Source organism: Vannielia sp. (assembly GCF_029212645.1).
Lineage (GTDB): Bacteria > Pseudomonadota > Alphaproteobacteria > Rhodobacterales > Rhodobacteraceae > Vannielia.
In genome coordinates this window covers 91843-105665 of record NZ_JARGND010000003.1, presented here as the reverse complement: position 1 = coordinate 105665, position 13823 = coordinate 91843, and the positions used below count along the sequence as shown (strand labels likewise).

Below are 13823 nucleotides of genomic sequence, written 5' to 3'. Positions count from 1 at the left end.
CTTTTGGAAGCCGAAACCGGGCGTTTGTGAAGCCTCCTCAGCCAGGGTCCGCAAGCCGAGACCTCCCTGACAGCAACATAGCCATCACGACACCAGCGATGGATAGTCCCACGAGGTCGCTCACCCAGCCCGGAACGATCATCGCCAGCGCCGCGATCCCCAGCACGATCCGCGCGATCCCTGGAATCGGAGCCATGAGGTAACCGATTGTCGACAGCGTTAGTGTCGCCACGCCCAACATGCTCGTGACCACCGCCAACGCGATGGCGGGCACGCTGCCCCGCAGCAGCAGCACCGGGTCCATGACAAAGAGGTAAGGCACGAGGAACAGGCTGAGCGACAGCAAGATCGCATGGCCCGCCGTGGGGATGACCGATCCGCGGCTGATCGCGCAGGCGGCAAATACAGCCGAAGCAACCGGCGGCGTGATCGCCGCAAGGCAGGCGAAATAGTAGATGAACAGGTGAGCGGGCAGCATTTCAAGGCCAAGCCGCGCCAGAGGTGGCCCCAGCACGGCTGCGGCCACGGCATAGGCGGCAGGCGTCGGCATCCCCATGCCCAGCAGGATCGCGACACCCATCGTCAGAACGAGCGACAGGATAAGGTTGCTTTGCCCGAGGCTGACGATGATTTGCGACAGGGTAACGCCAAGGCCGGTCAGGTTGATGACCGCCACGATGATCTGAGCGGCGGCGATGATCATGCCGACATAGGCGATGTTGCGGGCCGAAGAATCCAGGGCGCGGGCCAGCTCCCGTGTGGGAGAAACCGCATCCGGGTCTGATTGCCGCTGCTTATAGCGCAGGATCGCTTGCACGACGAAAAGAGCCGCCGCGATCAGGATGGCGCAGAGGACCGCGTATTGCACAGTAAAGCGCGCGATGACGAGGCCAACAAGTGCGCCGATTGGCAGCAGCAAGGCCAGCATCGCAAGCGGTGCATAGGCAACTGCGCGGCTGGGGATCATGTCTGCCGGGATCGGCTGCAAGCCGTTCTTGCCCGCAAAAAGCCAGACGGCGAGCAGCAGGCCGATGTAAAACAGCGTTGAGGGGATCAGTGCGGTCACGGCCACGTCAAGATAAGAGATGCCCAGTAGTTCCGCCATAAGGAACGCACCCGGCCCCATGATCGGCGGCATGAATTGCCCTCCGGTAGAGGCCACGGCCTCGATCGCTCCGGCGAGATTGCGCGAGAAGCCCAAGCGGCGCATGAGCGGGATCGTCAGCACCCCGGTCGAGGCGACGTTTGCCACGGCGCTGCCATTGATCATGCCCATGAAAGCGCTGCCGATGACCGCCACCATGCCCGCGCCCCCCCGGAACGATCCACCGATGCGCAGGGCGACGTTGATGAAGGTGTTGCCCGCGCCGCTGGCGTTCAGGATTTCTCCGAAGATCAGGAAAAGCGCGACGATGCTGGCAGAGATGCCGATCAGCATACCGGCCACACCCTGGCTGCCGAGGTAGAAGCTGAAGATCAGCCGGTCGAACGACAGGCCGCGATGCCCGAAGGTGCCCGGAATATAAGGCCCCAGCACCGCGTAACCGACAAAAACGGCGATCAGCGCAACGAAGCCCCAGCCAAGAGCCCGGCGCACACCTTCGACGAGGCCCGCAAACATGAGCGCTCCCAAAATGCGTTCGGGCCAGAGATGGGTGAACCAGTTCGACAGCAGGATCGCGTCGCTGCGCACCACAAGATAAAGCGTGGCGGCAGCGACGGCCAGGATAAGCAGCGCATCCAGCCACCGCCAGAAACGCGGCAATGGCTGAAAGCAAAGTGTCAATATGATCGCCCCGCCGAGGTGGACGCTGCGCAGCACATGGCTGCCCACCAACCCGAACCCGGCGGCGGCGAGATGGAACAGCACCCAGGCGACCGCGAGGCCCAGCAGGATGCGCGCAGGAAACCTCCGGAGAGGGCTATCCCCGGAGGCTCCCATTTGCCCGGTTGCTGTGGGGGGCAAGGGTCAGTCCTGCGCCTTCAGGTCATCGGGCACGGTATAGCCCGCCTCTTCGAGGTAGCGAATAACCCCCTTGTGGAGCGGCGCCACCGCAGCGTCGATGGTGAGCTGCGCCACGTCGATGGTTTTGGCCGGGGCATACACCTCGGAAGCCGCCTGCTTGCCCGCGTCAGAGAACACGGCTTTGGCGATCTGGTAGGCGGTTTCCTCGTCAAGGTTTGTCGTGGTGTTGATGCCGATGGCCGTTTGCAGCGTGGACACCTCGCCTTCGGTCTCACCGTAGAACGTGCTTGGGGTGCTCTTTGCGGCGCTGAAGAACGGATAGGCCTCGATCACGCTGTTGCGCTGGGCCTCATCCAGCGAGAGGAACACGATGTCGCGGGCAGAAGCCGCCTGCTGAATGTAGCCATCGGGGTGGTTGCCCCCCTTCACGAACCCCACGATCTGGCCGTTCTGGAAGGCATCCAGCGCATCGCCGCCTTCGGCACGAAGCCAATCGGGGGTGACGCCGATGGTTTCCATGACCTGCTCAACCTGGCGCTCGGTCGATGTGCCGCGCCCACCGGGGTTGAAGGCCGCGCCGGCAAGCGCATCGACAGTGTCAACACCGGCATCGGCGGCCACCACGAAATTCAGCGGCAGCGGCGCAAAGTAGTAAAGCGTGCGCAGCTTTTCGGCCTTGCCGCTGAAAGGCTCCACCCCGTTCAGCGCCGCGAAGTCCGATGAGGTAACGGAAATACCCATATCCACTTCGTCGCGCAACAGCGCCTCGGTCGATACTTCAGCGCCCCCAAGCTCCCGAACGTTGATATTAACGGTCTCGACGGCAGTGTTGAGGAAATTCGTGATCCCTACCTGGTAAGCATAAAACGACGAGGCGCTGTGGGTCGCGCCCATTGTCAGCCTGTCTTGCGCATGCGCGACCCCGGCGGCCAATAGTGCCGCCGCCACTGTAACTCCCTTGAAAGTTCTGTTCATGATGGTCTCCTCCCATTCGGTTTCATTTCACCCGCAAGGCTGCGAGCAGTCGGTCGTAAGATGCGGTCAGCGTGCCGCGCGTAATGTCTCCCTTCGCTTTCAATGCGTCCTGAACCTGCCGCTCGATCAGAGCCTGCAGGTGATACCGCCGCCTGTTCTCCCGCGTCAGGGCATGCGGATGGTTCGCCGCGAGCCAGGCGCGGTGGTCGTTGATAGCCTGGTTCAGCGCGGCGACCCCGGCCCCCTCGGCTTCGGTCTGCAATACGGGCACATCCCGGTCGCCGCGCTTGCGCAACACGGCGGCAAGATCGGAGGCCATGCGCCGCGCGCCCGGCTGGTCGGCCTTGGTGACAACGACAATGTCAGCCATTTCGAGGATGCCGGACTTCATGGTTTGCACGCTGTCGCCTGCATCAGGGGGCACGATCACCACCAGCGTGTCGACAACCTCATGCACGGCAACTTCTGATTGGCCAACTCCGACGGTTTCCAGCACTACCTCGTCAAAACCGTGGGTCTCCAGCAGGGTGAGCAGGTCCACGATATTGTCACACAGCCCATTGCGCGCGCCCCGGCTCGACAGGGACCGCAGGTAGAGGCCCGGCAGATCGGCAATTGCATCCATCCGGATGCGGTCCCCAAGGATCGCGCCGCCGCTCACCGGGCTGGAGGGATCAATGGCCAGCACCGCCAACCTCGTGTCGCTGCGGTTTTTCAGGCGATCCTTGACCAGGGCGTTGATCAGGGTCGATTTGCCGCCCCCTGGCGGGCCGGTGATCCCGATGCGGAACGCGGCAGGCGCCTCGCTGTGACCGATGGTGTCCAGCACATCCCGTACCGATGCATTCGCGATCCGGGTCAGCTCCCGCGATATCTGGCGGCGGTTGAGGGGCGTATCGGTGCTCATTGCCGCTATTCCAACAGTTGGGCGTTATGCTCACCCAACGCAGGCGGCGCGCGGAAATCCGGGGCTTCGCCCGCGATCTTGATGGCGCTGCCGATCAGGCGCAGCGTGTCGCCATCAACCGGGATCTCGATCACCATGTTGCGCGATGCGCTGAGCGGTCCCTCCAGCGCATCTGGCAACGAGCAGAGAGAGGCCACGACAAGCCCCAGCGGGGCGAATTGCTCAACCCATTCCTCTGCGGTCTTCTCCAACAGCCGCGCGGAAATCTGAGCAACAACGATATCCCTGTTCGCCGACCGCCCGGACATCGTGGAAAACCTCGGATCGCTGAGCCATTCGGGCTCCCCCAGCGATTCCGCAAAGACCCGCCAGAACTTGTCGTGCGTGATAAAGAGCACGACGTAGCCCTCTTTCGTGCGAAACAGCTGCGCGGGCACGATGAAGGGGTGCCCCCCGTCCTTGATCCGCTTGGGGAGCTCGCCCGAATTGAGGTAGCTGCTCCCGAGATAGTTCATCTGTGACATCATCGTGTCGTACATCGACACGTCGACCTGCCCGCCCTTGCCTTCCAGCATCTTTGCGACCAGCCCCAAAGCCCCCATGATACCGGCGGAATTGTCCACCGCCGAATACCCCGATTTCACCGGCGGACCATCCGGATCTCCGGTCAACAGCATCACGCCGGTCATCGCCTGAATAACGTAGTCGTAGGCGGGGGAATCGGCGTAAGGGCCATCGAGCCCGTAGCCTGTCAGCGCGAGGCAGGCGAGGCGGGGCTTGATCTCTTTCAGGCTGTCATAGGTCAGCCCCAGTTTCTTGATCGCCGACGGGCGCAGGTTGGTGAGCAATCCGTCTGCCATACCGACGAGCCGTGAAAGACCGGCCTTCCCCTCCTGCGAGCCAAGATCGAGCGTCACGCTTTCCTTGCCGCGATTGAGGGAGGCGAAATAGGTGTTGTGCCCGCCCACATGATGCGGCCCGATGTTGCGCCCGATATCGCCTTCGGGGGACTCCACCTTGATGACCCGCGCCCCAAGGTCAGACAGCAGCATCCCGCAATAGGGACCGGCCAACATATGGCCGACCTCGATGATGGTCTTGCCTGTGAGCGGCCCCGCCATCAGGAAAGCTGGCTGTCGACTTCGGCGATGACGGATTCGATCGTCATTTCGCTGGTGAAGATGCCCGAGACCCCCTCGGCGCGCAGCGCCTCGAAGTCCTCTTCCGGGATCGTGCCGCCGACGAAAACCTTGATGTCCCCGGCGTCTTCCTCCCGCAACCGTGCTATGATGGAGGTGGCCAGTTCCTTGTGACTGCCGGACAAAATCGACAGGCCCAGCATGTCCACGTCTTCGTCCACCGCGATGCGCACGATCTGCTCGGGGCTGCGGCGCAGGCCGGTATAGATCACCTCGGCGCCCGCGTCGCGCAGGGCCAGCGCGATCACCTTGGCGCCCACGTCGTGGCCGTCGAGGCCGGGCTTGGCGATCAGGATGCGTTTCTTTTCAAGTGTCATGTCATCAAAACCTTATGGGTTCCTGGAATTCGCCCCATTCCTTTTTCAGGGTTGCCACCATCTCGCCCACGGTGGCGTAGGCGTGGCAGCAATCGACCAGATGCGGCATGACGTTCTCGGTATCCGTTGCAGCCGCCGCGCCCAGGGCGGCGAGCGCCTTGTCGACGGCGGCCTGATCCCGGCGCTCCATGGTGCGCTTGTGCTTTTCCAGCACTTGTTTGACCGTTTCCGGGTCCTGGCTGAACATCTCGCCCCGGTCGCTTTCGCTCTTGTCACGGGTGCCGACGTTGACGCCAACCACGGGCCGCGCGCCGCTGTCGGTCGCTTCCTTGCGCTCCTTGGCGCGCTCGGCGATCTTGGCTTGCAGGTATCCGTCCTCGATCGCCTTCACGACGCCGCCGTAGGCGTCAACCTCGTCCATGATTGTGCCGATCATCTCTTCCATCTGGTCGGTCAGCCACTCCACGTAATAGCTGCCCCCCAGCGGGTCGACCGTGCGGGCCACGCCGCTTTCCTGCGCCACGATCTGTTGTGTGCGCAGCGCGATCTCGGCGCTGTTTTCGGTCGGGATCTGGTAAGCTTCGTCGAAGGCGCAGGTAAAGATCGACTGCGCGCCGCCCATTACGGCAGCCATCGTTTCAATGCCAACGCGCACCACGTTGTTCATCGGTTGTGCCGCCGTCAGGGAAGAGCCGCCGCACACCACGCCAAAGCGGAACTGGAGCGCCTTTTCATCGCTCACACCATAGCGTTCCGAGAGCATTTTGGCCCACATCCGCCGACCGGCGCGAAACTTGGCAACCTCCTCGAAGAGGTCCATGTGGACGTAAAAGAAAAAGCTCAACCGCTTGGCGAAATGGTCGATATCGCCGCCCCGTCGCTTGAATTCGTCAACATAGGCGAGGCCGTTGGCCAGGGTATAGGCCATCTCCTCCGCCGCCGTGCACCCGGCATCGCGCACATGCGCGCCGGCAATGGAGATCGGGTTGAAGCGCGGTGTCTGCTCGTTGGCATAAAGGACCGAGTCAGCGATCAGGCGCATCGATGGCCTCACCGGGAAGATCCACGTTCCGCGGGCGACGTATTCCTTGAGAATGTCGTTCTGGATCGTCCCGGTCAGCTGCGCGCGCGGCACGCCTTTCTTGTCAGCAACCGCAAGATACATCGCGTAGATGATCGCCGCCGTGCCGTTGATGGTGAACGACGTGGAGATTTTCGACAGGTCGATCTGGTCGAACAGGATTTCGGCCTCCGCCAGCGTCGACAGCGACACCCCGACCTTGCCGATCTCTGACATGGCCATCTCGTCATCGGGGTCATAGCCGCACTGGGTTGGCAGATCGAGCGCCACCGACAGCCCGGTCTGGCCGCGATCGAGCAGGAACCGATAGCGCTCGTTGGTGGATTCCGCCGTGCCGAAGCCCGAGTATTGCCGGATCGTCCAGAGCCTGCCGCGATACCCGTTCTCGAAAATGCCACGCGTAAACGGAAACTGCCCCGGCGCGCCCAGGGCGGCTTCTCCGGCCATCTCGGGTGTGACCGTGATCGGAACCTCTATCCCGGAAGGGGTGCGCGACAGGTGGTCGTGCTGGGTGGTTGAAGCCGGTTTTGTCATTTCACGTTTGTCCTGTTCAGCAGCCGTTCGACGGCGCGGTCATGATCGGGGTGTGCCCAGGCAAAACCGAAGTTATGGGTTTCGAGCTTGTCCATTTCGGCTCTGTCGTTCCGGCGCAGATGCAACGCGAGTTCCTTGAAAGACCGCATGACATGTGGCGACTGGCCGCGCATGGGCGCGATGAAATCTTCCAGCGCCTCCTCCAGCGATACCCCCTCCCCGGCGGTCGCATTGTAAAGCCCCATCGCGCTTGCATCGGCGGGGGCCAGCACCTCCATCCGGGTCATCATCTGCAACGCCCGCGCGGGTCCGATCAGGCGCATAAGGTCAACCCCCCCGCCCCAGGCCGAGGTGATCCCCAGCTTGCCTTGAATGAAACCGATCCTTGCGTGCGAAGCGGCAACCCGCATGTCGCAGGCCATCGCCAGTTCGGCCCCGCCCCCCAGGGCATCGCCGTTCAACGCGGCAATGACCGGCAGCGGAAAGTTCCGCACGGCCGTGAGGGCCGTCTTGGCGCGATTGGCCATCGTAACGGCGGCGTCTTCCCCCTTGACGGAGGCGAGTTCCTTAAGGTCGCCTCCGGCGGCAAAGCTCTTGTCGCCCGCACCGGTCAGGACCGCCAGCTTCAGGTCGTCATCCACCGCCGCGCCGAAGGCGGCGCAAACGGCATCCAGCGTTTCCATGCTCAGCGCGTTGCGCTTTTCGGGGCGGTTGATGCAAACATGCAGAACGGCATCGCGCTTTGTGACCTCGACAAGTGACGTCATCGGAAATCTCCCCCAATCCGCGCGCAGGCCGCCAGCAGGGCCTGTTCAATCTCATCGCGCTTGCCTTGCATCCGCGCAATTGGCCCCGCAACCGCAACGCCGTAGGTTTCGCCCGCGATGCGCGCCGGGGCCGCGATCGCCATCACCTCCGATACGTTTTCGCCGCAGGTGACATAAAGCCCCCTGCCCCGCGCCTCTTCCAGATCGTCGCGCAGCGTGTCGGCATCGGTCAGCGTGTTCTCTGTGATCGCCTCCAGCGACAGCCCCGCGATAAGCGCGGCGCGCTGCCGGGGGGAGGCTTCTCCCAGCATCAGTTTGCCCAAGGCACTGGAATACAGCGGCTTGATATCGCCGGGTCTGGCGCTGTAGCGGATCGTGCTCGGGCTCTCTGCGACGCTCAGGTAAACAACCGAGTCCTTTTGAAGCGCCCCAAGGATAACCGTCTCGGCGGTAAGATCCCTGAGATCGGCCATGTGCGGATCAAAATATGTCACGACAGGGTCGTTCCCGGCGATCGTTTCGGCGATCTGCAGCAACCTTCGCGTGGGATAATGGCGGCGCGAGGCGGCGTTCGAGTAAAGGTATCCCCCGTTTTGCAACGCCCGCACCAGCCCATGGCAGGTGCTGAGCGGTGTATTGAGGAGATCAGAAATCTCGCTGAGGGACTGGGGGGCGCCCACCGAGGCGAAGGCCTCGAACAGGCGAACGGCGCGGGTGGAGGAGGCATCTGCAAAATTCATAATATGGAAAAACTCTTCTGTATGTTGAATTTTGTCAAGCATGAAAATTGCACCCCCGGTGAAGAGGCTTTGCCGCCGCGTGTGAACGGAGTGGCAAAACCGGGTGGCAAAGTGGCAAAGTTTGCGACAGCCCTCCTGCCGCCGCGGCCAGCAGGCTGGCCTAAAATCGTGCAAAAGCGCCGTGTCGCGCCGGGGCGCAACGCACGCCCTCTTGATCCTCCCTCTGGCGTGGCTACCCTACCGCGCAGAAGGATATGCCATGCTCCACCTGACTCGCCGCGCCACGCTTGCTGGCCTTGCCGCCTTTGCCGCTACCCCCACCTGCGCCGCGCCCAAGGTGCTGCGCGATGTGGCCTATGGGGGCCATGCGCTCCAGCGGTATGATGTGTATCTCCCCGAAAGCACGCCAAAAGGGCCGATGGTGGTGTTCATGCACGGCGGCGGTTGGCAATATGGCGACAAGGGCAATGACGCTGTCTGGGAGGCGAAGGCCGCACATTGGACGGGCCGTGGCCTTGGCTTCGTGTCGGTCAATACCCGCCTGCTGCCAGAGGCCGATCCGCTCCAGCAGGCCACCGATCTGGCGCGCGGGATTTCGCATATTCAGGCGAACGCCGCCTCTTGGGGGCTGGACACCAAGCGCATGGCCTTGATGGGCCATTCTGCCGGGGCGCATCTGGTGGCCCTGCTCGGGGCCGATCCCGGCCTTGCCCGGCAATGGGGCGCGCACCCCTGGGCGGCGACCGTGCCGCTGGATACAGAAGTTTATGACGCCGAGACTACGATGCGCCGCCGCCCATCGCGCATTCACCGGGCGGCCTTTGGCGAAAGCCGCGCGTTTTGGGAGCGCGCCTCGCCCCGTGCCCGCCTTCAAACCGGCACCGCGCCCTTTCTGCTGGTTTGTTCCACCAAACGGCGCGGGCCGCTGCCCGCCGCGCGCGCCTTTGCGCGGCAGGTAAAGGCGCGCGGCGGGCGCGCCGAGGTGCTGGAAGTGGCGCTGTCGCATTCCGCGATCAATTCCACCCTCGGAATGCCCGGCCCTTATACCGATAGGGTTGACCAGTTCCTTGCTTCAACCGGCGTGGGCTGATTGACCTCTGCGCTCTTTTGCGATACCTCGCGGCACAACGCCACGCGATGCGCGCGAGGCGAGTCTGCGGGGCGCCCGGAATTTGCGTCCCATTCCGCGGGATTTCCCTGCAAACCATGGACGTACATGACAAAATTTTCTGATCTGAAGTTGGACCCGAAGGTCCTGAAAGCCGTCGAAGAAGCCGGTTACGAAACCCCTACCCCAATTCAGGCCGGCGCCATTCCGCCTGCGCTTGAGGGCCGCGATGTGCTCGGCATTGCCCAAACAGGCACCGGCAAGACCGCCAGCTTCACGCTGCCGATGATCTCGATGCTCAAGCGTGGCCGTGCCCGCGCCCGGATGCCGCGTAGCCTTGTGCTCGCCCCCACCCGCGAGCTGGCCGCACAGGTTGCGGAAAACTTCGATGTTTATGCCAAGCATACCAAGCTGACCAAGGCGCTGCTCATCGGCGGTGTTTCCTTTGGCGAGCAAGACAAGCTGATCGACAAGGGTGTTGACGTGCTGATCGCCACGCCGGGCCGCCTGCTTGACCATTTCGAGCGCGGCAAGCTGCTGCTCACCGGCGTGCAGATCATGGTGGTCGATGAGGCCGACCGGATGCTCGACATGGGCTTCATCCCAGATATCGAGCGCATTTTTGGCCTCACGCCTTTCACCCGGCAAACGCTGTTCTTCTCGGCCACGATGGCGCCTGAGATCGAGCGGATCACCAACACCTTCCTGAGCAACCCCGCCAAGATCGAGGTCGCCCGCGCCGCCACAACCGGCGAGAACATCAAACAGGGCGTGGTGATGTTCAAACCATCGCGCCGCGACCGTGCCGGCACCGAAAAGCGCAAGCTGCTGCGCGACATGATCGACGGTGAAGGTGAAGCCTGCACAAACGCGATCATCTTCTGCAACCGCAAGGTTGATGTGGATGTGGTGGCCAAGTCCTTGAAAAAGAGCGGTTATAACGCCTCGCCGATCCACGGCGATCTTGACCAATCACAGCGGATGCGCACGCTTGATGGCTTCCGCGATGGCTCGATCACCTTCCTTGTGGCCTCGGATGTGGCCGCCCGTGGGCTTGATATTCCCGCTGTGAGCCATGTGTTCAACTACGATGTGCCGTCGCACGCCGAAGACTACGTTCACCGCATTGGCCGCACCGGCCGCGCCGGGCGCAAGGGCACCACATTGATGATCTGCGCCCCCGCCGATGATCGCAACTTTGCCGACATCGAGCGTCTTGTCGAAATGGAGATCCCCCGGATCGACGCCCCCGGAGCCGCTCCTTCTGTGGAGACTTCAGGCGACGACGCCCCAAGCGAGGCCGCCGCCGAGGAAAAGCCCAAGCGGGAGCGCCGCTCGCGCAGCCGGAAAAAGCCCGAGGCACAAAAGGAAGAGGCCGAGGCCCCAAGCCCGGACGCTTCCCCTGTTGAAGAACCTGTGGCCGCCGAAGCCGCGACCACCGCGCCCGAGCAGGCCCAGCCGGAGCGCCCCGCGCGTGAGCAGGATGAGGCCGAAGGCGAAAAGGGTCGCCGCCGCTCGCGTGGTGGCCGAGGCCGTGGCCGCCGGAGTGACCGCGAAGAAGGCGGCGCCGCCCCACAAGGGCTGGGCGACCACATGCCTGATTTCATCGCCCGCAGCTTCTCGGAGCGGCAGGAAGCCCCCGATCCAACAACCAGCGAAGAGGCTTAAAGCCCTTCGCAGAAACGATAAAAGGCCCGCGCCTCTCATCGAGATGCGGGCCTTTTTTGTGTGGGTTTCAAGGGGGCGACGCTCATCGCCCACCCTGCCCTAGCTCAAACGGCTGATCACCACTTTCACCTCGGGCTTCTTGCCGATCTCCTCAACCGAGACCTGCCGCACCACGCGGCGTAGCCCTTCCTCGATCTTGTCATCGTCCGTCAACACTTTGTCTTCGGCGCGCCCAAGGAAGCTATCTGCCGCCGCCTCGATCAGCTCAACCAGCGGTGCGCGCGAGCGGCCGGTTTCGGGCAGGCCAACCAGTTCGGCCCAGGGCTCGCCCAGGGGTTCGTCATTCTCGTCCATAATCAGGGTCACAAAGACCTGGCCGTTGAGCGCCACGCGGATACGGTCCCGCACCACGCCGTCCATCGCGCCGATCTTCACCGAGCCATCCAGATAGGTCCGTCCGGTTTCGACATGCTCCACGATTTCGGGGCGATCGCCGGTGAGATCCACCATCGAGCCATTGACCGCGACAACCGAAGGGATGCCCTTGGCCTCGCCCACATTGGCATGGGCGCGCAGCATCCGGTGCTCGCCATGCATGGGGATCAGCATCTTGGGGCGCATCAGATCATGCATCGCCTCCAGGTCTGGCCGGTTGGCATGACCCGACACATGGTAAAGGCCCGAACTGTCATCCACCACATCCACGCCCATCTCGGAAAACGCATTCACAATGCGCAACACGCCGCGCTCGTTGCCGGGAATGGTTTTGGAGGAAAACAGGAAGGTGTCTCCTTCCTTCATCGAAAGGCCAAGAAACTTGCCGCGCGCCAATTGCGCCGATGCCGCCCGGCGCTCGCCCTGCGAGCCGGTGACGATGAGCAGCAGGTTTTCGCGCGGGATTCCGGTGGCTTCTTCCGGGGTCACGGTGTGGGGAAAATCCTCCAGCACGCCCGTGTCGACCCCAACGGCAACCATCCGCTTCATCGCGCGCCCCAACAGGCACACCGAGCGCCCGGCCGCATGGCCAGCCTCGGCCAGCGTTTTTACCCGCGCGACATTGGAGGCGAAGGTGGTTGCCACCACCATGCCGGTGCTGTCCTTGATGAACTTGGCAATCGCCGGTGGCAGCGTGGCCTCCGAGCGGCCCGGATGCGGCACCATGATATTGGTTGAGTCACACGCCAGCGCGATCACGCCCGGTTCGGCGACCTCGTTCCACAACGCGGGCGAAAATGCCTCTCCCACCACCGGATTGCCATCAAGCTTGAAGTCGCCGGTATGCACAACGCGGCCCGCAGGCGAGTCGATCACAAGGCCCGAGCTTTCGGGGATCGAGTGGCTGACCGGCAAAAAGCTGACCGAAAGCGGCCCCGCTTCCACCATCTCTGGCCAAGGGCCAACCGCGTGCATGTTGTTCACATCCACGCCCTGCTCATCCATCTTGCGCACCGCCAGCGCGGCGGTAAAGCGGCGGGCATAAACCGGGGCCCCAAGCTGCGCCCAGAAGTGGCCAATACCGCCAACATGGTCTTCATGGCCATGGGTGATGAAAATCGCCTCCAGCCGGTCCTTGTTCTTGATGAGCCAGGTCATGTCAGGGAAGATCAGATCCACCCCCGGCGTGCTGTCCATATCAGGGAAGGTCACGCCGATATCCACAAGGATCAGCCGCTCCTTTCCCGGTTTGCCGTAGCCGTAGACATAGGCGTTCATGCCCACCTCGCCAGCCCCGCCCAAGGGAAGGTAAATCAGCCGCTCTTTGCCACCGCTCATGCCGTAAGCCTCTCATTATGCGCATGGATCACTCGCAGCCCATGCATTGTTAGATCGTCTTCTAATGCGTCGAAGCGGGCATGTCCCATCTGGAACAGCGGCGCAAGCCCACCCGTGGCGATCACCCGCATTTCACGGCCATATTCACCTTTGATTCGGTCGCAAACCCCGTTGACCAGGCCCACATATCCCCAGAACACGCCAGATTGCATGCACTCCACCGTATTGGTGCCAATCACCTTTTCGGGTTTGGTCACATCCACATGCGGAAGTGCGGCGGCCGACGCGTGCAGCGCTTCAAGGCTGAGGTTCACGCCGGGCGCGATGACACCGCCCACATAGGCTCCGTCCTCGGCCACCACATCAAAGGTGGTGGCGGTGCCGAAATCCACCACGATCAAATCGCCGCCATGGCGATCAAACGCCCCCGCCGTGTTCACCAACCGGTCCGGCCCCACGCTCACCCCGGCATCCACACGCGGCATCTGGGGCAGCGCGCATTCGGGCTTGCCAACCACCATCGGGCGCACGTTGAAATAGCGATCAGTAAAGACCCGCAGGTTGAACACCACACGCGGCACGGTGGTTGAAATGATCACCGCGTCGATGTCTATGGCGATGCCCCGGTGTTCCATCAGTTGCGAGAACCAGACCCAGTATTGATCCGCCGTGCGCTGATGTTCGGTGGAGGTGCGCAGGGTCGCGACAAACTTGTCCGTGTCCCAGACAGAAAACACGGTGTTGGTATTCCCACAATCAATGCAGAGCAGCATGTGCCCGCCCCCTTC

At 63.0% G+C, this 13823-nt stretch carries 12 protein-coding genes; 2 read left to right on the top strand and 10 right to left on the bottom strand.

Going from position 1 to position 13823, the window contains the following annotated elements; translation table 11 throughout:
* Positions 1-37: 37 nt before the first annotated feature.
* The 8 genes from P1U55_RS01955 to P1U55_RS01920 are packed head-to-tail and all read right to left on the bottom strand — an operon-like array spanning position 38 to position 8486.
* Positions 38-1942 (bottom strand): TRAP transporter fused permease subunit, encoded by a 1905-nt coding sequence (locus tag P1U55_RS01955; protein WP_301045790.1) that lies wholly within the window; start codon positions 1940-1942, stop codon positions 38-40.
* Positions 1943-1969: 27 nt separating this feature from the next.
* Positions 1970-2941: a TAXI family TRAP transporter solute-binding subunit gene (locus P1U55_RS01950; RefSeq protein WP_301045789.1), complete on the bottom strand. Its 972-nt coding sequence runs from the start codon at positions 2939-2941 to the stop codon at positions 1970-1972.
* A 22-nt stretch (positions 2942-2963) separates the two neighbouring features.
* On the bottom strand, positions 2964-3848 hold the full coding sequence (locus P1U55_RS01945; protein ID WP_301045788.1) for a GTP-binding protein: 885 nt from the start codon (positions 3846-3848) through the stop codon (positions 2964-2966).
* A 5-nt stretch (positions 3849-3853) separates the two neighbouring features.
* Positions 3854-4969, bottom strand: coding sequence for a CoA transferase (locus P1U55_RS01940; protein WP_301045787.1), 1116 nt, complete (start codon positions 4967-4969; stop codon positions 3854-3856).
* Complete coding sequence (locus P1U55_RS01935) at positions 4969-5364, bottom strand: cobalamin B12-binding domain-containing protein (RefSeq protein ID WP_301045786.1); 396 nt, start codon at positions 5362-5364, stop codon at positions 4969-4971. Before P1U55_RS01935 ends, P1U55_RS01940 begins: the two co-directional genes overlap by 1 nt.
* A gap of 4 nt (positions 5365-5368) precedes the next feature.
* Positions 5369-6979: a methylmalonyl-CoA mutase gene (locus P1U55_RS01930; RefSeq protein ID WP_301045785.1), complete on the bottom strand. Its 1611-nt coding sequence runs from the start codon at positions 6977-6979 to the stop codon at positions 5369-5371.
* Positions 6976-7746 (bottom strand): enoyl-CoA hydratase/isomerase family protein, encoded by a 771-nt coding sequence (locus P1U55_RS01925; RefSeq protein ID WP_301045784.1) that lies wholly within the window; start codon positions 7744-7746, stop codon positions 6976-6978. Before P1U55_RS01925 ends, P1U55_RS01930 begins: the two co-directional genes overlap by 4 nt.
* The gene (locus P1U55_RS01920) at positions 7743-8486 is read right to left on the bottom strand and encodes an IclR family transcriptional regulator (protein ID WP_301045783.1); all 744 of its coding nucleotides are present in this window, start codon (positions 8484-8486) and stop codon (positions 7743-7745) included. Before P1U55_RS01920 ends, P1U55_RS01925 begins: the two co-directional genes overlap by 4 nt.
* A 259-nt stretch (positions 8487-8745) precedes the next feature.
* On the opposite strand from P1U55_RS01920, the gene P1U55_RS01915 reads away from it, so the two are divergent.
* Together P1U55_RS01915 and P1U55_RS01910 are read left to right on the top strand one after the other, a co-directional pair.
* Positions 8746-9576, top strand: a complete 831-nt coding sequence (locus tag P1U55_RS01915) for an alpha/beta hydrolase (RefSeq protein WP_301045782.1) — start codon at positions 8746-8748, stop codon at positions 9574-9576.
* 126 nt (positions 9577-9702) lie between these two features.
* Complete coding sequence (locus P1U55_RS01910; protein WP_301045781.1) at positions 9703-11262, top strand: DEAD/DEAH box helicase; 1560 nt, start codon at positions 9703-9705, stop codon at positions 11260-11262.
* 99 nt (positions 11263-11361) lie between these two features.
* On the opposite strand, the gene P1U55_RS01905 is transcribed toward P1U55_RS01910, so the two are convergent.
* Complete coding sequence (locus P1U55_RS01905; RefSeq protein WP_301045780.1) at positions 11362-13035, bottom strand: ribonuclease J; 1674 nt, start codon at positions 13033-13035, stop codon at positions 11362-11364.
* Positions 13032-13808, bottom strand: coding sequence for a type III pantothenate kinase (locus P1U55_RS01900; protein ID WP_301045779.1), 777 nt, complete (start codon positions 13806-13808; stop codon positions 13032-13034). Before P1U55_RS01900 ends, P1U55_RS01905 begins: the two co-directional genes overlap by 4 nt.
* Positions 13809-13823 lie beyond the last annotated feature (15 nt).